The organism is Helicobacter mehlei (assembly GCF_003660265.1).
GTDB classification, from domain to species: Bacteria; Campylobacterota; Campylobacteria; order Campylobacterales; family Helicobacteraceae; genus Helicobacter; species Helicobacter mehlei.
In genome coordinates this window covers 1-23173 of record NZ_QXQP01000021.1, presented here as the reverse complement: position 1 = coordinate 23173, position 23173 = coordinate 1, and the positions used below count along the sequence as shown (strand labels likewise).

Here is a 23173-nt window from a genome sequence, read left to right as displayed (position 1 = left end):
ATTTTTAGGCAAAATGAGCGTAAAGGATTTTTGCTAGCTTTTGGCATAGCAATCCTTTAAAAGAGGTTACCCCCATTTGGGGGCATTTTATTTTACCCTTTAAGCCCTTAAACCCCCCACTCTGTTTTTAACCATATCCAAAATTCAAATTATCCCTCTAACCAAGTGCCCACCATAGGGGGCTAGAGGGGGGTAATGCAAAGCTTGTCATCAATCTTACACCACTCTAGTTGGGGGCTTTTGCTCATTAAACGCTACTAAGTGTTTGTGTTTGGAATAGTTTTGCCAGCGGGCGTATTGAGTGCCAACAAGCGCATTTGATGGGTTTTAAGTTCCTTGTTATGTGGGATTTGAAGACTTAGTTATTGGTGTGCGTTGGCACAAGCACCATAGGCTAACGATGTTTTAAATTCCTAATGAGAGTTTTTAACATCCCTTTGAACACCCAGATTAAAGCTACCGCCCACAAATAAATATCCATAAAGCCTATATAAAGCAAAACAAAAGAATCGCCCTTGTTGAGCTGGTTTAAGGCTTCTAAGAGTAGAATGAGCAAAAATAGCACGCCCAAGGGTCTATGCACCAAAAAGGCGAGCACGCTCCACAAACACAAGCTAATGATGACCCATATTGGGCGGGCATGCGTGAGACTAAAGGGCAAGAGTTCCAACATGTCTAAAAACACAAAGGCTCCAAAGAGGCTTAAGAATAAAGCCACCCTAAAAGGAAAGCGTTCTAAGTCCTTGTATTTGGCAATTAAAGCCCACAAGCACAATACAAGACTTAAGGGGCTAGGCGCGCCCAAAAACCCCACGAGCAACGCTGATGGACTCATGGCATGCCACACGGGAATATGGCAAATCCCAAAAACCAACAAGGCTTTTAACCAAGCGTGTTTGTGGGCAAACACAGCCACACACAGACTAAGTGCCACGCTCAAAAGCAAAGCGGGCAAAACGGAAGGGGCAATCATGGCAAACTTTTTAAATAAGCCAGATTAAAGACTAGGTGTTGGATTTGCTGGCGATCCTTGGTGTAGAGTACATGCACCTTATCTTTAAAAATTAAAGTGGCCGGATAGCTCACTTCGCCCCCCTTTTGTGTAGAATCCAAGATGCCCAAAGGCTTAAAATTGCCAGGTTGGGTTGGTGTGGGGGCAAATTTAGCCAACATTAAAGCACTACGGCTATTATAGCCCTCTTGGAGCGGGGCATTATAGATCAAATAAATCGTGCCATTCACATTTAATAGATTAAGCGAATCGTCATAGTTTTTGAGATTACTCAACTTGGGTTGATCCCACTTTAGGGGGGATTGGCAGGTTTGGGTGTAAAGATCAAAGCGTTTGTAACTTCTAAATGCCATGAAAGCGCAATGTTGGTAGGGCACGAGACTGGGCTGGAGTTGCTGTTTTAAAGAATTGGGTTGGATCACGCTCTCTAAGCGCGCGTGGGTGTCAAATTTTAACAGCAAAGAGGTTTTTCTAGCCAGCTCTTGATAAATGGGCAACACAAACCCGCCATCATCAGTGGGTAGGGGACTGGTACGCACTAGATGGCTGATGTTCAAAAAGGGGCTTAGAGGCAGAGTTTGCATAAAATCTAGTTGCGGACTTTGGTTGTTCTGGAGCTGTTTGAGGGCGCGATTCAAGGGAGCAGAGAGCCCATAAATTTTAGAGGTCGCCCACCCGCCCAAACTCGCCCCCACCACAAATAAATACAGAGTGTTGTGGGTGGCATACAGCACCGGGTTACCTAAGATTTTGACAAACTCATGGGCTTTTTGGCTCAATAGGGGGGCTGAGAGCAAACTTATAGCCGGACTCCACTCTTGGGTTTTCAGATTGTAAAGATGGGCATAGATTTTAACATCCCCCACCCCCTCGGCACTCCCCCCAAAATAAGCCCCCATGAGATAATCTGCATTAAGCGCGCCCAAGGTGGCCGCATGCATGCTTTTAGTTCTAGCGGGGGGGAGGATTTTTTTAACAATTAGGGGCACTGTGCTGGGCTCTAGTATGGGGGCTGGGGCTAGACTAAAGGACCTAGGGGTTAAAAAGAGTAACCACGCGCCTACAAGGCTCAAAGCCAGCAAGAAAGCCAAAAAGTGTTTCAAGGATCGATCACGCTCCAAGCCAAATCAAAGAAAAATGGGATTTGGAGTTGGTCATTATAACAACTCTTGGGAGGGGTGTGGGGTTTTTTGGCGAGGGTGATCCTCTTAGCGGGGAGTTTGTGGGGGTCTAGGTGGTAGATGCGTTGGGCGTTGTGGCTGATGAAGGCGGGGAGTTTATCTAGAGCGTGGTGCCGATCAAAAAGAGTTGTGAGGGCTTCTAGCAAAATGGGCGCGCTAAAAATGCCCGCTGAGCAAGCACAAGTATGCTTATTCCCTATCAAGTGCGGTGCGCTATCCGATCCAAAAGCCACTTTGGGGTGTGCGCTCAGGGCTAGCTCTAGCAAGGCTTGTTGATCTTGGGGGGTTTTTAAAAGAGGTTTGCAAAACAAATGGGGGTTTAGGTGGTTGCCTAGCACATCATCTAGGCTTAGAGCGATGTGGTGCAGGGTGAGCGTGGCGTAGAGATTTTCATATTGTTCCAAGAGGGGAATACTACGCCGATCGCTCAAGTGCTCGATGATGATTGTAAGATAGGGCAAATAGGCAACTAGCGCATTTAAAATGGGGTGGAACTCCACTTCTCTTTGCATCACAAAGCCCAAACTCTCGGCATGCACACACAAAATAAAGCCCAAATCTTGTGCCACGCTTAAAATTCGCAACATTTGGGGGCTTAAGATGTTCTGCACGCCATGGGTTGAATTGGTGGTTGCATTATGGGGGTAGAGTTTGAGCAAAAAAAAGCCCGCTTCTCTAGCTTTTTCTAACTCTCTGCGTGTCAAATCGGGGGTCAAATAAAGCGCGATCAAGGGCGCAAAGTAAAAGCCAGCTTGTTCAATCCGAGCTTTATACTCTAGGGCTAGGGCGGTGTTGGTGATGGGGATGGCTAGATTAGGCATCACCACAGCGGCACTAAAATAGCGTGCACTAAAGGGTAAAATGGCTTGCAACAGATCGCCCTCGCGTAAGTGCAAGTGCATATCTAGGGGGTTATGTAAGGTTAGGGTGTCCATTAGCGGTAGATGAAGTAGCGCACGCGGATACGAATCAGCGTGGTGGTGGTGGGGCGGGGATAGTCTTTGTAGGCAATGGTGATGGTCTTTAGTGTGTTGTCATCTAGGAGTTTGTAGCCAGAGGGCAAGATGATCTTTAATCCCGTGATGTCCCCATTGGGGTGGAGATAAAACTCCACCGCATCCACGCCATCTTGCCCCAAATACCCAGCCGCACTAGGGTATTCCAAATATTTTTGCGTGATTCGCCCAATCTCGCTCAAATTGCTTCTAATGAAGTCTTTTTCAGCTGTGCCCAAATCCCCAAATTCTTCGCCATAGAGTTCGTCAATATCCTTGCGGGTTTGGCTGTCCATGCCCTTGTCTTCTTCATAACTTTGGGTTCTAGAGCGATTGGGTTGGGGTTGGGGGGTTTGCTCAGAAGGCAAGAAGGATAAATTATTGGGGTTAAAATCATCAGCGGGGGCTTTTTTGGCCTTGTGTTGGGGGGCGTGTTTGGGTTCTGGGGCTTTTTGGGGAACTTGTTTAGGGGTTTCTAGGGGAGCTTTTTTTTACCACCTCTTTTTGTTCTTGTTGCAAAGCCTTGTGGTGGGTCTCATGGCTAGCGATGCGTTCGTGCTTGGGCTGATCGATCGGGGTTGGACTTTTTGGGGTTCGACTTTGTGTTTGGGTTTATAGGGAGTAGGAGGTGGGGTAGGTCTTGTTTGGGGGTGGGGTAGGGGAACGGCTTTAGGTGCGGCTCTAGAGAGTCTCTTTGCCCCGGGGGTGTTCTTGGTGGGATCCAGGGATCGCCCGCGTTTGAGCACCAATAAATTAGACGGATTGACTTTTACTAGCTTAGGCCTGTGGGCAAAAAATTCGCGCCCATATTGCAAGAGCCACCACAAAAACAAGTGGAGCAAGCATGAGAGGAGCAAGGAAATATAGAAATTGCGATCAGAACGCCTGCTTCTTAAAGCCTCCTCCAAGACTGCAGGTGCCATGCGCCCTCTTCTAGGCATAGGGGTCCCTGAGCTTAGAATGGCGGATATGTTGTTTGGCTTCTTCCATGAGTTCTTCTTTCAATTGAGCAGAATCTTTTTTGAGGGGTAGATCAAGGCTAATTTTATCCAAAATCAAGCTTTGGTTGGAATTGAGCAAGATCAAATAAAGTTGGTTGCGCACCTCAATGGTAACCAGCTTGTGCGTGGCATCTAGAGGCTTGATGAAAGTTACGCTAGGCTCTAAGCCCACCTTGGGGAAGAGGAATTTTTGGGTACCCTTGCGCTTGAGAATCCATAAGAGTAAGAGCAGACCCCCAATGACCGCACAGACCTTCCACGCATAATCTAAAATGAGGGCTGTTTCTTGGTTTAGGGCGGATTCTTTTGGGGGCGTGCTGGGTGTAGGGGGGGTGCTTAGGGTTTGGGTTTTTAGCGTAGGGATGAGAGGGACAAATTCGAGACGCAAATACTTTTTATCGATGGAGAGTTTGGCTTTAACATCAAATAAAATCGCCCCTTTGGGGACAACCAACAAAGTGTTATCTTGGGGATAGACATTGAGGCTTTTGAGCACGCTGGTGCTAAATTGTTCTAATTTGGGAGCAAAGGGGGCGATATTTTGGATCGTGATGGTTTGTAGGGCTGAGATCTGGGGGGTTTGTAGGAGAGGTTTAGCAAAGAGCAAATCTAGGGCTACCCCGGGGGTGCTTAGATCGGGCATGGGGGAGACCTTGATATGTTCGACATGGTTTAGCTCCTGTGCCCAAACAAACACACAGCCCAGCAAATAGATTAAAAACCACCGACCCAATTTCGCCATGCTCTTAAACTTACATGTCCTTAGCAATGTAATAGACAATGGCATTAGAATCTAAAACTTCATTAAGGCGAATCGCCAAGTTTTTTTCATAGACCATGACCTCACCCTTGCCAATCACGCGCCCATTGACGAAGGTATCCACACTCTCCCCAGCGGGTTTTTGCAAGTCAATCACCGACCCGCGCTCAAAGCGTAAGACCTCACCTAGCGGAATTAGGGTTGCGCCCAATTCTGCCATGAAAGTTACTTCCATATCTAACAAGCCCTTATAGTCGTTGATGAGCTCTTCTAGGTAGGTGGTGAGTTCCAATTCTCTAGGATTGAGGGTGGGTTGTTTTTTGATTTTGGGGTTAATGGGTGTTAGGGTGGCTAGAGTAGGGTTAGATTGGATACTCACACCCTGCGTGTCGCGATTATTTTGGTTATCCATGTCCGTTACCTTACTTCTTTAGGGTCTTTAAGTGCAAAAAAACCCGGTGGCCGTCATTATACTCAATTTTGGTTGATTTCTTGTTTAGCGGGGTTTAAAATTGGAGGGGCTCAAGCAAAAGCTACGCAAAAAACATGCACCGCATTGGGGCTTGATCGCCTTGCAAGTATAACGCCCAAATAGGATCAAGGCATGGTGTAATGCACCTAAGTCTTGCTTAAAAAGCGCGCTCAAATCTTTTTCAGTTTGGGTGGCACTTTTAGCGTGGCTTAAGCCTAAGCGGTGGGCTACTCTAAAAACATGAGTATCTACAGCTAGGTAATTTTGCCCAAATGCCACCGATAAAACCACATTAGCACTCTTTTGACCCACACCCGCCAAGCACATTAATTCTTGCTGGGTACTAGGGATTTGTCCGTTAAAATCTTGCATGACCTGCCCAGCCATTTTGATGAGGTGTTTGGCTTTGTTATTGGGGTAGGAGATACTTTTAATGAGGGCTAAAACTTCTGTAAAATTGGCTAGTGCTAAAGTCTGAATGGTGGGGTAAGCCTTAAAGAGGGCGGGGGTGGTAGCATTCACGCGCGCATCGGTGCATTGGGCGGATAAAATCACGGCGACCAAGAGCTCATAGGGGTTGGTGTAGTGCAACTCGGTCTTAGGTTCTGGGAAGTGCGCCAGCAAGAGTTCTTTGATAATTTGGGCTTTCATAGCGGTTTGACCAAAATGCATTTAGCCTCGTGGGCTCTTAGGGCGATTTGGGCACGCCCCAGAGCGATACTCAAGGTGGCTTTTTGCAAGGAGTGGTGCAACAACACAAATTGTGCCCCAGCTACAATCCCAAAGGATAGAAAGCGGTTTTTCAGCGCATCATCACACCCTTCAATCTTAAGGATTGTGTAGCTCTGATTCTTCTGACAGTCTAGGATAGTCATGACTTTTAAGTCCTTTCTTAATTTCTTCAACGATGATGTCTATAGGTGTAAAAATACGGCGCAAAATCCTAAAGGGAGCTTGGGCGATGTCTTTGGCTAGGGTGATCTTAGCGGTGGGGTTGTCTAGACTCCCCCTTAAATGCACATGGGTGGAGATTTTGCCATCCCCACCCAAGATCAAGTAATTGACAATGGGGATTTTGTTGATGATATTAGAAATAGCTTTGATGGTTGAGACGTTGAGCACAGCATCGATTTTACGGGATTTGAGATTGATGATTCCGCTCCCATCGACATCTAAAGTGGCACCGGTGAGCTGGACTTTTTCGATCCCAATAAAATCATCATTGCCCCCAAAGATCACTCTTCCCTTTAAAATTTCATAGCCATTCACGCCTAAACGCGGGTTTCTGAAGGCGATTAAGGAGGGGATGGTGTTGATCACATTGATCACATTTTGCAAGACTTTAAAGTTTTTGACAACCGTATTTTGGAATGTTAATTGCCCATTAAATGCGTTGTCTTGGTAAGTTCCTGCTAGCGTATAAAGCCCGCCTTCAATCAGATTCTTACTGGTGATGCCTTGCAAAGCCATATTGATATAATCCCCGCTAAAATTGCTAGCTTTCAGGTGCAAATTCGCATGCACAATGTCCAAATTAACCATGGCGCGATCATACATGGCATCGGCTTTCACGCGCCCATCTCTAGCCACCAAACGCACGCTATCAAAGATCAGAGGGAGGGTTTTAAAGGTGAGCACGGAGTTGGTGGCATTGATAATGGTGGCATCTGGGGTGATTTGGTGGCGTTTTTCATAGCGTTGTTTGGCGCGGATAAAGATTTCTTCGTTTCTGGCTTGTTCTAGGGTGGGCTGGGTGTGTTGTTTGAAGGTGAGGAGTTCTTTAATGGCGGGCATTTTAGAGTTTAAAAACTCATCTAAATTAAAATCAATATTCTTTAGAAAAATCATGCGCTCTCCCCCTTGAATCTTAGCCATAACAGAGCCATCCAAACTAAAGATTTCTGCCATGTCCCCTTGTATTGTACCTAAAAACGCAAAGGAGGAGAGCCGACCGCCATCGTGGCGGTAAAGAGGGAGATCAATACCTAAATTGCTGGAGACAAAATTAAAGCGTTTAAAGTCTTGGGTGCTGATCTGCACCGCCCCTTGATAGACAGCAAAATAGCGTAATAAGGGCGAGATAGGAGCGATCTTGGATAAGTCTCTAATTTGCAAGACATAGGTTTTTTGCGCCATTTGCGCTTCTAGCTGGAGTTGCTGGCTTTTGATTTTCAAGATGTTGGGCTTGGAAAAGTCCAAGCTAAAGCTTAGGGTGGGGAGGTTTTTGGGCGTGGCATAGATCACATCTTGGCTAAAGGTTTCTTGGTTTTGGCTTTGGATTTGTTCCAAAATCTTTTTCTCAAAAGCCTTAGAGCGCGTACCTTTGGCAATCAATGCGCCAAGGCTATCTAAGTCTAGGGGGTGTTGTGGGACTTGTGCGGGCATAGAGCGGTTAGGATCAAAGGGACTTGTGTTGATGGTGTTATTGGTGTTGAATTGGAGTTTGTGGATTTTGGCTTGGCTACTTAGGCGTTTGTGTGTGAAATCAAGCGTGATGTTGGCATCGACATCGGCAATATTGAGGTAACGGGTGTGTTGGGTTTGGATATACAGGCGGTGCAAATCAGGTTGGATGTCTAAGGTAATTTGGGTATTTTGGCTAAAAAGTGGGGTATTGTAGAGCAGAAAAGAGCCTTGTTGCACTTGGATAGTCCCTTGCATGGACAAGAGCGCATGGGCTTGGTGTCTAAATTGCACATTTAAGAGCAAATCCGCACTGATCTTGGATTGGAGGTCTTGAATGGGTAAGGGGATGTCATAGCCTTTGAGCAGGTTTTTAACGCGTTTATAGGCGGTATTGGGGGCGATTTTAATCTGTGCCTTGAGTTTTTGGTTTTTCTCTAAGTGATCGATTTGCACCCGTGAGCCCTCCAGAGCCATCCCATCATAAAAGATGTTCTTGGGTTCCATGTAGAGGTTTTTATTCTTCAGTTCTAGCCAAACCTCTTTAGAGAGAATGGGGGGTAAGAGAGGGTTAAAATGCACACGCGCCTCTTTAACCAATGCCCTAACGCGTAGGCGTTCCAAAATAGAGGGCAAGGCGTGCTTGGTCTTTAGACTAAAACCAATGTGTGCCTCTTTGATCTGCAGGCTGGAGAATTGGACACGATCAAATATCCAAGTGCGCGTGGCTTTGAATTTGTGGGGGATATAGGGCTTTAAAAAATCCAAGTGGTGGAATTCATTGGTGCTAAGAGAGAGGCTTAAGTTTTTAAAATCTGTCTGCCCTTTAATGGAGGCGATGAGATTAGAGGCGCGCAAGTTCATCCGTGAGATGTCCAGCATGGGCAAGGCACGCAAGTAGAAATCTAATTTGTTGGATTTGACATGGTAGAACACATCCCCACTGGCATGGATACGATAGGGAATCACATGCAATTTGAGGATTTTTAAATGCAGATCGCCTTGATCTTGTAAGAGCATGCGACTCTCCACCCAGCCGGGCAAAGAAATCGCAAAATTTGCCCCATCAAAACGCACACGGGCTTTAATTTTGGGGGTAAAGACAATCTCTTTGAGATCGATCCTTTTAAAATACCCTAGTCCGATAATGGCGGATCGAATCCCTTGCACAATTTGGTTAATGGGCGGGGGTTTTTTATGCGGGTGGGGTTTGAGTAGAGCGGATATATCCAAGCTACCCAATTCTAACAAGAATTTATTATCCAGTTTTAGGTAGAATTGTTCCAGTTTGACTTTACCAAACTGAATAGAAGGAACATGGATTCCATTCCTAAGCACGATGTATAAGATCAATGCGAGCACCATCACTAGACCCAAAAAAATAACAAGACTGGACATTCTCTTGACGGTTGCTTTGAGCATGGTGCTTTCGTTGGTCTTTTATCTTAGTATACCGATAAAATCTTACCAAGCTATTTATGTTCCAAGTGGTCCTATCCAAAGACTCACTCACGAAGGGCTGGGCTTGAACTACCTTGATGTGTTTATTTTACGCATGATGAGTGCTTTGGGTGTGTGGAAAAAGCCAAAAAGCGGTTATATCTTTATCCCCACCAACCATCAGGACCACATCAGCAAGGGCAATTTCTTGTATGCCCTAAGCCTCTCTAAAGCCTTTTATCAAAACGCCACCCTCATTCCGGGCGAGACTCTCTATTTTTTCTTGCAAAAACTAGCCCAAACCTTCCATCTAAAAGTCCTAGATTTGCAAAAAGCCTATGATGCCCACGCGCCCTATAAAGAAGCGGGCATTGTGCCAGATACCTACCGCTTTGCTGTGGGTGTGAGCGCGGATAAACTCATAGAGCACCTCATCAAACATGCCTCTAACTATTACCAAAACCTGAGTCACAAACTTTTAGGGCACTACGATCCCAAACAATGGGAAAAAACGCTGATCATCGCTTCGATTATCCAAAAAGAGGCGGCTAATACCCAAGAAATGCCCTTGATTGCAAGTGTGATCTTTAATCGTTTGCACAAAAATATGCCCTTGCAGATGGATGGGAGTTTGAATTATGGCAAGTATTCCCACACCAAAGTTACCCGTGAGCGCATTTTAGAGGATACCAGCACCTATAACACCTACAAACACAAGGGACTGCCCAAAGACCCGGTGGGGAGTGTGAGCGAGCCAGCCATCAGAGCCACCCTCTTTCCAGCTAAAACCAAATACCTCTATTTTGTCAAAAATAAAGCCGGCGTGCATGTCTTTAGCCAGCACTACAAAGATCATGTTAAAAATATCCACTTGAGCAATCCATAACACAAAAGAAGTGTGCCAAACCCCTTGCAATTTAAACGATCCTAACTCTTGTAAATATATTCGTGCGTGAGGGGGATGGTATTATCCACGCTGTGGGTGAGCAATAGCTGGTAGAGATCCACGCTCCCCACACGGAAGGCTGAGGCACAACTATTCAAATAGAGCGACCACATGCGGATAAAGCGTTGATCATACATTTGGGCGATTTTGTCTTGGTTGTCTAAAAAGTTTTGATGCCAAATGTCTAGGGTTTTGGCATAGTGCAAACGCAAGCTTTCAGCTAGCACCAAGTGGAAATCACTTTCGCTCATAATGGAGATCACCTCACGCAAAGAGGGCAAATAACCGCCTGGGAAGATATATTTATCAATCCAAGCGTTGGTTGTACCCTCAAAACAGCACAAAATCGAGTGCAGTAAGAACATCCCGCCCACTTTTAACACTTCCTTGACTTTTTTGAAGTAAAAGGGGAGGTTGGCTTTACCCACATGTTCAAACATCCCCACACTCACCACTTTATCAAAGCGGTAATGCATGCCATCCAAATCTTGGTAGTTTAATAGCTTGATGGTAACCCGATCCTCTAGCCCCATATCCTTAACCCGCTTGCTAGCGGCTTTAAACTGCTCTTGGGAAATGGTGATGCCCAGCACATCCACATGGTACTCTTGAGCGGCTCTGATGGAGAGATAACCCCAACCACAGCCAATATCTAAGAGTTTTTCGCCCTGCTTGAGGTCTAATTTTTTGAGTGTATGATCGAGCTTTTGGAGCTGGGCTTGGTGCAAAGTATCCTCTTCTGTTTTGAAATAGGCACAAGAGTAGCTCAAGGTTTCATCCAGCCAAATGGAATAAAAATCATTGCCCAAATCGTAATGGCTTTCGATGTTGGCACTCTCTTTGGTGCTTTGCTGGATGGGCATGGCATTGTCATGTTTGTGTAGGTGTTCGTAGTTGGTTTGCAAGTAAAGCACACGCGCGACCTCATCCATCGAACCCTCAATGTCAATAATCTTATCCATATACGCCTCAGCGATGGTCAAAGACATGTCTTTTTTAATGTCGCTGAGTTTGAGGGGACGGTTGATCTTGATGGTGAATTTGGGGGTCTTAGTCCCGTTTTGATACACCTCTTTGTCCCAAAAAATCACCCGATAATCCCCATTTTTCCACTTTTTAAACATGGACTTTAAAAATATCTTAGATAACATAGCCATCCTATCGCTTTTATGTTATTATATCAATTTAGGCTTTAAAGGCAGTGCGATGAACAACCCAAAAAAAATGTTAGTCTCTACACCTATTTATTATGTCAATGATGTCCCCCATTTAGGGCATGCTTACACCACTTTTATAGCAGATATGCTCAAAAAATACCACGCCTTGCGGGGCAAAGATGTTTTTTTACTCACAGGCACCGATGAGCATGGGCAAAAGATCGCTTTAAGTGCGGCTAAACACCACCAAAGCCCCCTAGAATATGCCTCTCAAATCAGCCAAGCCTTTAAGGATCAGTGGGACTATTTTAACATTGATTATAACCATTTTATCCGCACTACCGATCAAGCCCACCAACAAGCCGTGCAAAAAGCCTTTGAGATCATGCACGCTCAAGGAGATATTTACAAGGGCAAGTATCAGGGTTCTTATTGCGTGAGTTGTGAGAGTTTTGTAGCCAGCCACGCGCTCTGCCCGGATTGTGGCAAAGAAACGATCATCCTGGAAGAAGAGAGTTATTTTTTTAGACTGAGTCATTACCAAGAACGCTTATTGGATTTTTACAAGCAACACCCCAAGGCGATTTTACCCCTCTTTAGGCGCAATGAGGTGGTGCGTTTCATTGAACAAGGCTTGCACGATCTCTCCATCACACGCACCAGCTTTGAGTGGGGGATCAAATTACCCGCCAGCTTGCATGACCCTAAACATGTCGTGTATGTGTGGCTAGATGCCCTGCTTAACTATGTGAGTGCACTAGGGTATGCAAGTCTAGATACGAACAAAATGGCGTATTTTGATCACGCCATCCATGTCGTGGGTAAGGATATTTTGCGCTTCCATGCGATCTATTGGCCTGCCTTTTTGATGAGCTTAGAACTCCCCTTATTTGAACATTTATGCGTGCATGGGTGGTGGACCATTGAGGGAGTCAAGATGAGCAAGAGTATTGGCAATGTGCTGTGCGCCAAACAAGAGGCACAAAAATACGGGGAGGAGAATCTACGCTACTTTTTGTTACGCGAAGTCCCCTTGGGTCAGGATGGGGATTTTTCTAGCCTAGCTCTCATCAGACGTTCTAACGCCGATCTGAGTAACACTTTGGGTAATCTCATCCAACGTCTAAGTGGCATGGCAATCCAATATTTTCAAGGGCAACTCAAAAGCACGCAAGTCTTAGAGCATTATGGCACATCTTATGCGCACATGCAAGCCCTTTTAGAGTCCTTAGATGCCAGCATGCTAGAGATGCAACCCCACAAATATCTAGAGGACTTGTGGAAGGTCTTTGAGGGTGCCAATGTTTTGATCGCTAAGGAGGAGCCATGGAATCTCATTAAAACAGACAAAGAAAAAACCATGTCCCTCCTGGTCTTGATCGCCACCCTCTTAGCTAAGAGTGCCTTTTATCTCTATCCTATCATGCCTACCAGTGCCCAAAAGCTAGCCACCCTCCTAGGGCTTAGTCTAGATTCGCCAAATTTCAAAGCGTGCATGCAAAAAGATTATGTCCTCTCCCCGCTAACACTTGTTAAAAACCCCCCACTTTTCCCCAAATTAGAACTCTCCAAAGAGCCCCCAACCACCCCGGCGGTGGCTACACAGCCAACCCCACCCAAACTCTTAAAAATTGGGGATTTTTCTAAACTTGAAATCAAGGTCGGCACAATTATCCAAGCTAAGAGCGTGCCCAAGAGTGATAAGCTGTTGCAATTAGAAGTGGATTTTGGGGATCGTGTGCGCGTGATTTTATCAGGCATTGCCCAGCATTACCAACCTCATGATCTAATTGGCAAGCAAGTTTGCGCTTTGCTGAACTTAGAACCCAGAAAAATGATGGGTATGCTCAGTGAGGGGATGATTTTAAGTGCTAGTGATGCTGGCATGCTCAAACTCATCGCCCCCCTAGAGCCCATGCCTAATGGGAGCACCATTAGTTAGTGGATGTCCATGAAGTGGTGGCGATCACACGTGGAGTCTTGAAAAGCCGTCCCTATGTCCATAAATTCACACACACCACGCATAAGGCTAGCCAAGTTAGGCAGGGGAGTTTGTTTGTCGCCCTAGATATTGGCGGGATTGATCTAGCCTTAAGTCTAGGGGCTTATGGAATCCTATACGATCAAGAAGTGCCCATCAGCGATACTGAGGTGGCGTGGATTTATGTCCCTAATTTAGACATGGCAGTTGAGAAATTGCTGTATTACAAGCTTTTAGAAGCCCCAGCAATCTTTGGGGTTTGTGCGGTGGAGTTCGCTATTTTGCAGAAAATCGCCCCCGAGGAGCTGTTATTCTTTGAGGGCTCAAAGCTGGATTTACTGGACTTTAATCTATCTGCCCCCTGTGTGATCTTGCAAGACACCCTGCAATCTCATTTATTCAAGCCTAAAGACATCCCCCTAGAACCCATGCCCTTTGAAGTCTTGCTTCCTGAGCTCTTTTCTATGTCCATTTGCTACCAACGCCAACGCTACGATCTCAAACTCTCTAGCTTTTATGTGCCCCAGCTGGCTAAAGCCCTACACATTTGCACGCTTGCAAGTATTCAAGTCCATTTGGATCGCCTAGGGGTTTTAAATTTTATGCAACCCCATTACACAAATCCCCAATTAGAGCCCTGCGCTTTTGGGCAAAGCCTACAAATTTTAATCCTAGAAAAACAAAGCGAGCAAATTGTTAAAATGGCGCGCTATGCCCACAAAATCACCCCATGGCAACAAATCCAAATTTTCACCCCCAAGCCCCTGTCAGCCCCCCATGTGCTTTATGGCGATCTCGCCCATTTACGCCAAATTTTGCAAATAACCCCCTACACACTGGGTTTTATTGGAGGAGATTTTGCCATCCAGCAGATTTTAAAGCCCAAAAAATCACCAAAAGGCTTGTTTGATGGGCTGTGAATACAAAATTTTAGAGGGGTTGTACATCCAAGCGGATCGCTCCCTAAGTTTGGATCGCCTGCACGCCCAAGCGTGGGCGTTACGTCCATGGCGCAAGGGTCCCTTTTATGTGCAACAAGGCACGCAAGGTTTTTGTATTGAGAGTGAATGGCAAAGTTTTATGAAGTGGGATTTGATCAAAGATAGCGTGTCTTTAAGTGGTTTAGATGTCGCTGATGTGGGGTGCAATAATGGCTATTATCTCTTTTGCATGGACAAACAAAAACCCAAAAGCCTAGTAGGCTTTGATCCTAGTACGCTTTATAGGGCACAATTTGATTATATCAATGCCCTACTGCAACGCCCGATTGTCTATGAAAATTTAGGCATTGAGGATTTGCGCACCTATACCATGCGTTTTGATGTGATCTTTTGTTTGGGCGTGCTTTATCACCGCAAAGACCCCCTAAGCGCGCTCAAAGCCTTGCACATGGGCTTAAAAAAAAGGGGGGTGTTGATCTTAGATACCCTGCTTTATGACAGCCCCCTAGAGGTCGCGCTCTGTCCCAAGAGTTATGCTAAGATGACCAATGTTTATTTTATCCCCAGCATGAGAGCCTTGCAAAATTGGGTAGAGCGAGCCGGATTTGCTGATCTGCAATTATTAGCCACCAAAACCACCACCACCCAAGAGCAACGCCAAACGCCTTGGATTACGGGTTTGAGTTTGGGGGATTTTTTAGACCCTAGCGATCCTAGTCGGAGCATTGAGGGCTATGTTGCGCCTTGTCGGGGGTATTTTATCTTGCATAAGTAAAGGAGTTTTATGGCCGATTCACAAATGATTGAGGAGGGTTTGTTGGTTTGTACTAGGCTCGATCAAAGCTTGTGTGCGGAATTGGTGTCTTTTAGTGCCAATAAAGCCACCGTGTGTTTTACCCCCAAAGAGTTCATGCTCTGTGAAGAAGATGTGGTGCATGCTGGTTTTGTGGTGAGTGCGGCTAGTTTTGCCGCCCTATGTGCTTTGAATAAAAAAAATAGCCTGATTTCTTCCATGAAAATTAGTCTGTTAGCCCCCATTGAAGTCAATCAAGAGGTTTATTTTAACGCCACCACAACCCATGTTAGCACCAAAAAATCATCGGTCAAGGTGGAGGGCGAATTTATGGAGATTAAAGTTTTTGAGGGGGACTTTGAGATTTTGATCTTTGAAAAGCGCCCGTTTAAATTCAACTTCAAGGATGAACAATGAAGATCGCATTAGTGGTGGATAGTTTTGAGGACAAGAGCAATGGGACTTCCATGACCGCCTACCGCTTTTACAAGGCTCTTAAGGCGCGCGGACACCATGTCCATGTGGTGGCTCCCTTTGTGAGCGGGGAGGGTTTTTACGCTGTCCCTGAGAGACATATCCCGCTAGTAACCTCTATTGCGCACAAACAACACATGATCTTTGGTAAGCCCGATCGCCAAATCTTAAAGGTAGCTTTTGAGGGTATGGACATTGTGCATGTCTTTTTGCCCTTCAAGCTGGAACGCGTGGCAATTCAGGTCGCCCAAGAGATGCAAATCCCCTATGTGGGGGCGTTCCACCTCCAACCCGAGCACATCACTTACAACATTGGTTTAGAAAAACTCAAATGGTTAAACCGCGCAATCTTTTGGTATTTCAAGGCGCGCTATTACAAACACATCCAGCATATCCATTGCCCTTCACCCTTGATCAAGGCTGAGTTGGAGAGGCATGGCTATGGTGGTAAAAAATATGTGATCTCCAATGGATTTGATCCCCTCTTTAGCCCCAGAGCAAACCCCATTAAATGCGATGATCTCTATCACATTATCATGGTGGGGCGTTATTCCCCCGAGAAAAACCAAAGTGTGTTGATCGATGCGGTGCGCCTAAGCCGCCATGCTAACCAAATCAAGTTGCATTTAAAGGGCATTGGACCTAATTTAGCCAAGTTGCAAAAACATGCACAGGGTCTAGCCCACCCCGTTGATTTTGGCTTTATTGAGCCTGCGGGCTTAAAAGATTTGCTGTATGGTTGTGATTTGTATGTCCATGCAGCCGATGTGGAGGGCGAGGCGATTGCGTGTTTAGAGGCGATGAGCTGTGGGATCGTACCCATTATTTCAGATAGCAAGATCAGCGCAACCAACCAGTTTGCCCTAGATGATCGCTCGTTGTTTAAATCCAATAACGCCCAAGACTTGGCAACTAAAATTGATTATTGGATCGAGAACCCAGCAGAGCGCATGGAAGCTGAAAAACGCTATGCGCTAAGTGCCCAAAACTACACTTTGGATCAATCCATCCAAAAAGCCCTAGGTATGTATCAAGAAGTGATTGAGGATTTTAAATACCTCTACTCATTGCCGAATAATATCAATGCCCTTAGGGGGGATGAACTCAAACAACGTGCTGTTTAAGGGGATATTGGCGCGCACCTGAGTAAAGTTAATGCGCACTTGGTGATTAAGATTGTCTTTAAAGTCAATTTGGACGGGCAAACCATCTTTGAGGGTGAGATAATAGGTGGTTCCCTCCACTTTGGCTTTGTAACGCCCGTCTTTTTGTAGTTTGGCTTTTTTGAGAATCGCAAAGAAGTCTAGGGCTTTGCTTAACTTGGTGATGGTGGCTTGCAAGAGTCTAGGCTCATAGATCACCACCTGCTTGCCCTGCATATACACCTCTTTAGGACTGGGCTTGTCATAGACCCACTTGGCAAAATAGGGAGTTTTGGCAAAAATCTGCCCCTCATAGCTAGGATTGAGCGGGGCGGGCACTTGGCTATCTAGCACCACCTGTTTAAAATGCGCGCTGAAACTCTCAAATTGCAAGGCTTGTGCCCCCATAAGAGCGACCCCAAAACACCACACCAACAACCAACGCATACTTGCCCTTTTATTTAGAATTTTACAAAATTTTGTTAGAATCCGCACTTATGCAATACAAAAGACTTCGCTTCCTTTTGCTCTTAGGGGATGAACATGATTAAGGCCGTGATAGGTAAGATTATTGGCACCAGAAACCAACGCGAGATCAAACGCTACCAAAAACGCGTGGGGATTATCAATGCGTTAGAAAAGGAATATGAGGGGTTAGATGATGCGCAACTTAGGGCGCGTTTTGAGGAATTACGCACACAGGTGCAAAATGGTGAAAAAAACCTAGATGAGGTGTTAGCCCCTAGTTTTGCCATCACTAGGGAGGCTTCTAAGCGTATTTTGGGCATGCGCCATTTTGATGTGCAACTCATTGGGGGCATGGTCTTGCATGAGGGCAAGATTGCCGAGATGAAAACGGGGGAGGGTAAAACTTTGGTGGCGACTTTGGCGGTGGCTTTGAATGCATTGGGCGGGCGGAGCGTGCATGTGGTAACCGTGAATGATTACTTAGCCCAAAGGGACGCGGATCAAATGCAGCCCTTGTATAACTTCTTGGGTTATAGCGTGGGGGTAGTAACCGCTGGGCTGTATGACACCGATCGCTTAGAAGTTTATGCTAATAATGTTGTTTATGGCACAAATAATGAATTTGGGTTTGATTATTTGCGCGATAACATGAAATATTCCCTAGAACAGAAGGCGCAAAAAGAACATGCCTTTGCGATTATCGATGAGGTGGATTCGATTTTAATTGATGAGGCCCGCACGCCCTTAATCATTTCTGGTCCTGTTAATAAACGCATGGAGAATTACGAGCGCGCGGACATGGTGGCCAAAAACTTGGAGGTGCAGAACGATTTTACCATTGATGAAAAGAACCGCGTGATTCTCATCACCGAAGAAGGTATTAAAAAGGCTGAAAAACTCTTTGGGGTGGATAATCTTTATAGCTTAGAGAACGCCATTCTCTCCCACCACTTGGATCAAGCTCTCAAAGCGCATTATTTATTTGCTAAAGATAAAGATTATGTGGTCGCCAATGGGGAGGTGGTGATTGTGGATGAATTTACGGGGCGTTTGAGCGAAGGACGGCGTTTTAGCGAAGGGTTACACCAAGCCCTAGAGGCTAAGGAAAAAGTGGGGATCAAAGAGGAGAGCCAGACTCTAGCGGACATCACTTTTCAAAATTACTTCAGACTTTATGATAAATTGGCGGGGATGACGGGCACTGCCCAAACGGAGGCGACCGAGTTTTTAGAGATTTATAACCTAGAAGTGATCTCCATCCCCACTAATATCCCCATCCAGCGCAAAGACCTAAACGATCTCATCTACAAGAGCGAGAAGGAAAAATTTGATGCGGTTTTAGAGAAAATCAAAGAGCTTTATGCTAAGGGGCAACCCGTGTTGGTGGGCACAGCTAGTATCCAAAAGAGTGAGTTGTTGCATGCCTTGTTGCAAAAAGAGCGCATCCCCCATACGGTCTTAAATGCCAAACAGCACACTAAAGAGGCTGAGATCATTAAAGATGCGGGGTTGAAGGGGGCGGTTACGATTGCGACCAACATGGCAGGTAGGGGCGTGGATATTAAACTCAGCCAAGAGATTAAAGATTTAGGCGGTTTGTATATCATCGGCACAGAACGCCATGAGAGTCGGCGTATTGATAATCAGCTTAGGGGGCGTAGCGGACGGCAGGGGGATCCGGGGGTGAGCCAATTTTATTTGAGTCTTGAAGATGGTTTGTTGCGTATTTTTGGGAGTGATCGTATTAAGGGGGTGATGGAGAAATTGGGCTTAAAGGATGGGGAGTACATCGAATCCAAGCTAGTTACCCGTTCAGTGGAGAATGCCCAAAAGAAAGTGGAAGCCCTGCATTTTGAGAGTCGCAAACACTTGTTAGAATATGACGATGTGGCAAATGAGCAACGTAAGAGCGTTTATAAGTTCCGCAACGAGCTTTTAGATGAGAGCTATGACATCAGTGCACGCATTGAGGAGAATCGCCAATATGCCGTGATGAAAATTTTAGAGGCGCACCAAAGTTTTAAAGACCAAGACTTCCAAAAGGAAGACTTGGAAAACATCACCCACGCGCTCAAAGAGGAGTTCAACGCACAGGTGAGTTTTGAGGGCTTGGAGGATTATAGCCTTAGTGGGGTGGAAGCCTTTGTTTTGGAGACACTGATCGCACAATACCAACAAAAAATGCAGGGCATTGTAGATCGCGACAAGATTGAGCGCGTGGTGTATTTGCAAATCTTGGATAACGCATGGCGTGAGCACCTTTATACAATGGATAATCTCAAAACCGGTATCGGGCTTAGGGGGTATAACCAAAAAGACCCCTTGGTGGAGTATAAAAAAGAGAGTTATAACCTCTTCTTAGAACTCATTGATTCGATCAAACTGGAGGCGATCAAGACTTTCCACAAACTAGAATTGAGTCCCAATACGGAGGAAACCCAGCGGTTTTTAGACGACCTAGAGGGGAGTCAAGAGGAGATGAATTTTAACGACCAAGATATCGAGTTGGGTTTGAGCAACTGGGAGTTTGAACAAGAAAAGCCTAGGAGTGTGCCAAGAAATGCCCCTTGTTATTGCGGGAGTGGGAAAAAATACAAGCACTGCCATGCCAAAAGCGGGCCTAAAAAAGGAATCTTTGCTAAAAGCAACAAGCCTGACTAATGCCCTCTGTGTCTTTAGTGGTGTTTTTGGTGCGCCGTTATCTGCGTTTTGATAAAAACCAGCCCTTTATCAGCATCACAGCCATTTTGGCCTTTTTGGGTGTGGGGGTGGGCGTGATGGTGTTGATTGTGGCGATGGCAATCATGAATGGCATGAATGCCGAGTTTGAAAAAAAGCTCTTTGTGATGAATTACCCCCTCACCCTCTATTCTACGAGCTACTATGGTATTGAAAAACACACAATCCAGACCCTAGAGCAAAAATTCCCCCATTTGCGTTTTAGCCCCTATCTGCAAGCCCAAGTGGTGGCGCGCTACAATGGCATGGTGAGCGGGGGGATGCTCTTTGGGGTAGAGTTGGATAAGGAAGTCCCTATTAATAGCATTCTAAAAGAAGGTTTGGGGGATGTGGATTTAAAGGAGTTGGAACAAAATCCCTTTTATGTGGTCGTGGGAAAGGGCTTGGTGGATAATTTGTTGCTAGGGCATGCCAAAAAATTAGAATTGTTTTTCACCAAACTAGAACCCACCGGCTTTGTACTCTCACCAACCATGAAGCGTTTTGATGTGGTGGGGTTGTTTTCTTCGGGTTTGAGAGCCTATGATAGTAGCTATCTTTACACCAGTATTGGGGCTTTGCGCGCGATTAGAGGACTGCCACCGGGTATTTATGATGGCGTACATATCTATTCCAAAGATGCCATGCAGGATATGCCACGCATCAAGGAAGCTTTGAGGTCTATCCCCAATCATGGGGTCGATATTGAAGGCTGGTGGCAACAAAATGGCAACTTTTTTTCAGCCATGGCGTTAGAAAAGCGCGCTCTGTTCATCGTGCTGATGTTGATTATCTTAATGGCCTCTTTAAATATTGTCAGTTCATCGCTTATGGTGGTGATGCACCGCCGCAAAGAGATCGCGCTGTTGCTCTCATTGGGGACCACTACAACAGAAATTAAAAAAACTTTCTTTTATTTGGGGAGTGTAATTGGAGGCGGGGGGATTATCTTAGGCGTTTTGCTCGCCTTTTTGCTCATGGGCATCCTCTCTAGTTTCCCCATTATTTCCCTGCCTGCTGATGTCTATGGCATGGATAAATTGCCCTTAGATTTGTCCATGGGCGATTTTTTGGGCACGTTGATCGGGGCGGTGGTTATCGTAGCCCTCTCCTCTTATTATCCAGCACACAAGGCGGCTAGTGTCCATGCGTTGGGCGTTTTGCGTAATGAATGAGCTTTTTAGACAATTTTAAGTTACTTTTAGGTAAAGTCGGGGGTCTTTTAGTGTAAGCTAGAGACTAATATTGGCGTGGAGAGAGATTTGAAAAATATTTATGTGGGTAATTTGGTTTATAGCGCAACCAACAAAGAGGTTGAGGATTTGTTTAGCCAATTTGGAGCCGTAAGCTCTGTTAAACTCATCCAAGATCGCGAAACCAAAAGACCTAAAGGGTTTGGGTTTGTGGAAATGGAAGATGAAGGGGCACTGAAAGCCATTAGTAGCCTTGATAATACCGATTTTATGGGAAGGACCATTCGGGTAACTGAAGCCAACCCTAGGAAGTAGGTTTGAAAGCTACCTTAAGTTGTTTTTGGTGGTGATAGAATAGGGCGTGGCGGTGTGCTTCGTCCCTGAGTCTTTGTAAAAATTGCAGATTCGCATCTTTAGAATCTAAATGCAAAGTTTTTTGATAAGTATAGAGGGTGTCGGGCACATCGCCTTGAGAGCGTTGGGTCTTGCCCTTGATCTTTGCTTTAGCGATTCCCACAGCCACAACCTCCCAGCCTGCTTGGCTCAAAACCCGTTTAGCTAATTGCACTTGTGCTTTTCCCCCATCTATTAGCCATAAATCTGGCATTTTTGGCTTGTTGTTTTTAACACGCCGTTCTAACATCTCTTGCATTTGGGTATATTCCTCTTGGGCCTTGAGCGTATAACGCCGATAAGCACTCTTGATCCACTCTCCCCGATCAAAAACCACCATGCCCCCCACACAATGGCTTTTGGCATGGTGACTAACATCAAAAATTTCAATGCGATAAGGCACTTTAGCCAAACCTAAAAGACTTTGCAAGGCTAGCGCATTCTGCTCGGCGGGCATTTGGCTACGCTCCAAAAGGGCTTGGATTTTTTGGTAACGTTCTCGGTAGAGAATGGCTTGCTCAAATCTTTCTTGCAGAGCCAGTGTTTGCATGCGTTGCTGGATGAGGCGCAAGAGTTGGGATTTATCTTCTAAGAGTTTGAGTGCTTGTTTGACCAATCCTCCGTATTCTTGTGGGCTAATCTTCCCCTCGCAGGGCGCACAACACCGCTTCATCTCATAAAACATGCACGCCCGCTTGCCCCTCAAACAAACTGGGCTTTGCACTAGGGGCAAAAACTCCAACACGCTTTCTAAAAGCTCCTTAGCTCCACTGCTAAAAGGACCAAAACAAAGCATTTCAGGCGGGATCTTGCGTTTGAGTACTAGAGTAGGATAGGGGGCGTGCAAATTAATGCAGACATAGGGATACGTTTTGTCATCTTTGAGCAAGATATTATATTTAGGCTGGTATTTTTTGATCGAGGCATTTTCTAATAAAAGGGCTTCTTCTTCACTGATCGTGATGTGGTATTGGATTGTGTGGATTTGGCCGATCATTTGGGCAATGCGTGCCCCCATTTTGGGGTTGGGCAAAACCTGATCGCCCACAATCTTAAAATAACTCAAAATGCGCTTTTTAAGATTTTTAGCTTTGCCCACATATAAAACCTGTGCTTGGGAATCCAAATACAAATAGACCCCACTCTGTGTCGGGAGTTGTTTGAGTTCAAGAGCGTCCATGTTCTTTTTGGACGTAGGTACGGATGTTTTCAAAAATCTCCCTTAATTTAGGGTCTTTAGCGTGGTTGATAAAAACCCCTTTAGCTTGTTCGTTGTAGTAGAATTTGGTTTTTTTAGGCTCAAAGGAGCGTGCAATCACAGCGGGCATGTAGTCTTGCACCTCCAAATGCAGGGGCAGAATAATATCTAGTTTTTTCACCTCTCTCAAGAGGGTTGGACTAAACTCTTGGTGGTGTTTTTTAAAATAGGTTCTGGCACTGGGGTGGTTAAAAACAAGCAAAAGTTTAGAATTTTTGATTAGAATGCAACGCAACCCTGTGCGCACTTCTAAGGGCAAAAACAAGCGGAGTTTATCCAGTTCAAGGCGTGTTTTGAGTTCTTGGAGATAGGGAATTTGCAAGATAGAAGTGAGGATCTCTTGAGAGCTTTTCATGGCTTGATTTTAGCATGTTTATTGGTCGGTTGTGGCTACAAAGCCCCCCCTTTTTATAAGAGCGCAAAACCCCAACCCCCCAGCCACCAC

General features: G+C 45.5%; 21 protein-coding genes and 1 pseudogene. 9 read left to right on the top strand and 13 right to left on the bottom strand.

Annotated features, from left to right (window positions below):
• Positions 1–394: 394 nt before the first annotated feature.
• From EAO36_RS06920 to EAO36_RS06880, 9 genes and pseudogenes are all read right to left on the bottom strand, one after another.
• Positions 395–973 carry a hypothetical protein gene (locus tag EAO36_RS06920; protein WP_120948623.1) on the bottom strand — a complete coding sequence of 193 codons (579 nt, stop codon included), beginning with the start codon at positions 971–973 and terminating at the stop codon, positions 395–397.
• Entirely contained in the window at positions 970–2115 is a 1146-nt protein-coding gene (locus EAO36_RS06915) for a sialidase family protein (protein WP_185963003.1), read from the bottom strand. Before EAO36_RS06915 ends, EAO36_RS06920 begins: the two co-directional genes overlap by 4 nt.
• The gene (pyrC, locus tag EAO36_RS06910; RefSeq protein WP_120948622.1) at positions 2112–3128 is read right to left on the bottom strand and encodes a dihydroorotase; all 1017 of its coding nucleotides are present in this window, start codon (positions 3126–3128) and stop codon (positions 2112–2114) included. Before pyrC ends, EAO36_RS06915 begins: the two co-directional genes overlap by 4 nt.
• A pseudogene (locus EAO36_RS06905) lies at positions 3128–4129 on the bottom strand (energy transducer TonB). Before EAO36_RS06905 ends, pyrC begins: the two are co-directional and overlap by 1 nt.
• The gene (locus EAO36_RS06900) at positions 4122–4931 is read right to left on the bottom strand and encodes a hypothetical protein (protein ID WP_235852289.1); all 810 of its coding nucleotides are present in this window, start codon (positions 4929–4931) and stop codon (positions 4122–4124) included. The pseudogene EAO36_RS06905 and the gene EAO36_RS06900 overlap by 8 nt, the downstream one beginning before the upstream one ends.
• A 10-nt stretch (positions 4932–4941) precedes the next feature.
• Positions 4942–5361, bottom strand: a complete 420-nt coding sequence (gene fliN / locus EAO36_RS06895) for a flagellar motor switch protein FliN (RefSeq protein WP_006017947.1) — start codon at positions 5359–5361, stop codon at positions 4942–4944.
• Between the two features lie 84 nt (positions 5362–5445).
• Entirely contained in the window at positions 5446–6093 is a 648-nt protein-coding gene (nth, locus tag EAO36_RS06890) for an endonuclease III (RefSeq protein ID WP_185963002.1), read from the bottom strand.
• The gene (locus EAO36_RS06885; protein WP_120948620.1) at positions 6069–6296 is read right to left on the bottom strand and encodes a FeoA family protein; all 228 of its coding nucleotides are present in this window, start codon (positions 6294–6296) and stop codon (positions 6069–6071) included. Before EAO36_RS06885 ends, nth begins: the two co-directional genes overlap by 25 nt.
• On the bottom strand, positions 6250–9246 hold the full coding sequence (locus tag EAO36_RS06880) for a YhdP family protein (RefSeq protein WP_235852400.1): 2997 nt from the start codon (positions 9244–9246) through the stop codon (positions 6250–6252). The genes EAO36_RS06885 and EAO36_RS06880 overlap by 47 nt, the downstream gene beginning before the upstream one ends.
• On the opposite strand from EAO36_RS06880, the gene mltG reads away from it, so the two are divergent.
• The gene (gene mltG, locus EAO36_RS06875; protein ID WP_120955893.1) at positions 9245–10150 is read left to right on the top strand and encodes an endolytic transglycosylase MltG; all 906 of its coding nucleotides are present in this window, start codon (positions 9245–9247) and stop codon (positions 10148–10150) included. The genes EAO36_RS06880 and mltG overlap by 2 nt on opposite strands.
• Before the next feature lie 41 nt (positions 10151–10191).
• Here mltG and EAO36_RS06870 read toward each other — a convergent pair whose 3' ends face one another.
• The gene (locus EAO36_RS06870) at positions 10192–11361 is read right to left on the bottom strand and encodes a class I SAM-dependent methyltransferase (RefSeq protein ID WP_104639880.1); all 1170 of its coding nucleotides are present in this window, start codon (positions 11359–11361) and stop codon (positions 10192–10194) included.
• 55 nt (positions 11362–11416) lie between these two features.
• Here EAO36_RS06870 and metG point away from each other — a divergent pair, with 55 nt between their 5' ends.
• From metG to EAO36_RS06845, 5 genes are read left to right on the top strand one after another with little or no spacing between them, the layout of a single operon-like run.
• The gene (gene metG, locus EAO36_RS06865) at positions 11417–13309 is read left to right on the top strand and encodes a methionine--tRNA ligase (protein WP_120948624.1); all 1893 of its coding nucleotides are present in this window, start codon (positions 11417–11419) and stop codon (positions 13307–13309) included.
• Entirely contained in the window at positions 13309–14268 is a 960-nt protein-coding gene (locus EAO36_RS06860; RefSeq protein ID WP_120948618.1) for a hypothetical protein, read from the top strand. Before metG ends, EAO36_RS06860 begins: the two co-directional genes overlap by 1 nt.
• A complete protein-coding gene (gene cmoB / locus EAO36_RS06855; protein ID WP_120955892.1) occupies positions 14258–15064 on the top strand; it encodes a tRNA 5-methoxyuridine(34)/uridine 5-oxyacetic acid(34) synthase CmoB in 807 nt (268 codons plus the stop codon). Before EAO36_RS06860 ends, cmoB begins: the two co-directional genes overlap by 11 nt.
• Before the next feature lie 9 nt (positions 15065–15073).
• A complete protein-coding gene (locus tag EAO36_RS06850) occupies positions 15074–15499 on the top strand; it encodes a PaaI family thioesterase (protein ID WP_120948616.1) in 426 nt (141 codons plus the stop codon).
• On the top strand, positions 15496–16680 hold the full coding sequence (locus tag EAO36_RS06845) for a glycosyltransferase (RefSeq protein ID WP_120955891.1): 1185 nt from the start codon (positions 15496–15498) through the stop codon (positions 16678–16680). Before EAO36_RS06850 ends, EAO36_RS06845 begins: the two co-directional genes overlap by 4 nt.
• Here EAO36_RS06845 and lolA read toward each other — a convergent pair.
• Complete coding sequence (lolA, locus tag EAO36_RS06840) at positions 16621–17145, bottom strand: LolA-like outer membrane lipoprotein chaperone (RefSeq protein WP_120948614.1); 525 nt, start codon at positions 17143–17145, stop codon at positions 16621–16623. The genes EAO36_RS06845 and lolA overlap by 60 nt on opposite strands.
• A gap of 96 nt (positions 17146–17241) precedes the next feature.
• Here lolA and secA point away from each other — a divergent pair, with 96 nt between their 5' ends.
• From secA to EAO36_RS06825, 3 genes are all read left to right on the top strand, one after another.
• Positions 17242–19827, top strand: coding sequence for a preprotein translocase subunit SecA (secA, locus tag EAO36_RS06835; RefSeq protein WP_120948613.1), 2586 nt, complete (start codon positions 17242–17244; stop codon positions 19825–19827).
• On the top strand, positions 19827–21059 hold the full coding sequence (locus EAO36_RS06830) for an ABC transporter permease (protein ID WP_120948612.1): 1233 nt from the start codon (positions 19827–19829) through the stop codon (positions 21057–21059). Before secA ends, EAO36_RS06830 begins: the two co-directional genes overlap by 1 nt.
• A gap of 87 nt (positions 21060–21146) precedes the next feature.
• A complete protein-coding gene (locus EAO36_RS06825) occupies positions 21147–21392 on the top strand; it encodes an RNA recognition motif domain-containing protein (RefSeq protein ID WP_034582558.1) in 246 nt (81 codons plus the stop codon).
• On the opposite strand, the gene EAO36_RS06820 is transcribed toward EAO36_RS06825, so the two are convergent.
• Complete coding sequence (locus EAO36_RS06820) at positions 21382–22650, bottom strand: GIY-YIG nuclease family protein (protein ID WP_120948611.1); 1269 nt, start codon at positions 22648–22650, stop codon at positions 21382–21384. The genes EAO36_RS06825 and EAO36_RS06820 overlap by 11 nt on opposite strands.
• Entirely contained in the window at positions 22637–23083 is a 447-nt protein-coding gene (locus EAO36_RS06815; RefSeq protein ID WP_120948610.1) for a hypothetical protein, read from the bottom strand. The genes EAO36_RS06820 and EAO36_RS06815 overlap by 14 nt, the downstream gene beginning before the upstream one ends.
• Positions 23084–23173 lie beyond the last annotated feature (90 nt).

Bases quoted from the DNA above. Each gene is read 5' to 3' on its own strand.
- EAO36_RS06920 (WP_120948623.1), bottom strand. From the start codon at position 973: ATGATTGCCCCTTCCGTTTTGCCCGCTTTGCTTTTGAGCGTGGCACTT.
- pyrC (WP_120948622.1), bottom strand. From the start codon at position 3,128: ATGGACACCCTAACCTTACATAACCCCCTAGATATGCACTTGCACTTA.
- EAO36_RS06900 (WP_235852289.1), bottom strand. From the start codon at position 4,931: ATGGCGAAATTGGGTCGGTGGTTTTTAATCTATTTGCTGGGCTGTGTG.
- fliN (WP_006017947.1), bottom strand. From the start codon at position 5,361: ATGGATAACCAAAATAATCGCGACACGCAGGGTGTGAGTATCCAATCT.
- nth (WP_185963002.1), bottom strand. From the start codon at position 6,093: ATGCATTTTGGTCAAACCGCTATGAAAGCCCAAATTATCAAAGAACTC.
- EAO36_RS06885 (WP_120948620.1), bottom strand. From the start codon at position 6,296: ATGACTATCCTAGACTGTCAGAAGAATCAGAGCTACACAATCCTTAAG.
- mltG (WP_120955893.1), top strand. From the start codon at position 9,245: ATGGTGCTTTCGTTGGTCTTTTATCTTAGTATACCGATAAAATCTTAC.
- EAO36_RS06880 (WP_235852400.1), bottom strand. From the start codon at position 9,246: ATGCTCAAAGCAACCGTCAAGAGAATGTCCAGTCTTGTTATTTTTTTG.
- EAO36_RS06870 (WP_104639880.1), bottom strand. From the start codon at position 11,361: ATGTTATCTAAGATATTTTTAAAGTCCATGTTTAAAAAGTGGAAAAAT.
- metG (WP_120948624.1), top strand. From the start codon at position 11,417: ATGAACAACCCAAAAAAAATGTTAGTCTCTACACCTATTTATTATGTC.
- cmoB (WP_120955892.1), top strand. From the start codon at position 14,258: ATGGGCTGTGAATACAAAATTTTAGAGGGGTTGTACATCCAAGCGGAT.
- EAO36_RS06850 (WP_120948616.1), top strand. From the start codon at position 15,074: ATGGCCGATTCACAAATGATTGAGGAGGGTTTGTTGGTTTGTACTAGG.
- EAO36_RS06845 (WP_120955891.1), top strand. From the start codon at position 15,496: ATGAAGATCGCATTAGTGGTGGATAGTTTTGAGGACAAGAGCAATGGG.
- lolA (WP_120948614.1), bottom strand. From the start codon at position 17,145: ATGCGTTGGTTGTTGGTGTGGTGTTTTGGGGTCGCTCTTATGGGGGCA.
- secA (WP_120948613.1), top strand. From the start codon at position 17,242: ATGATTAAGGCCGTGATAGGTAAGATTATTGGCACCAGAAACCAACGC.
- EAO36_RS06830 (WP_120948612.1), top strand. From the start codon at position 19,827: ATGCCCTCTGTGTCTTTAGTGGTGTTTTTGGTGCGCCGTTATCTGCGT.
- EAO36_RS06820 (WP_120948611.1), bottom strand. From the start codon at position 22,650: ATGGACGCTCTTGAACTCAAACAACTCCCGACACAGAGTGGGGTCTAT.
- EAO36_RS06815 (WP_120948610.1), bottom strand. From the start codon at position 23,083: ATGAAAAGCTCTCAAGAGATCCTCACTTCTATCTTGCAAATTCCCTAT.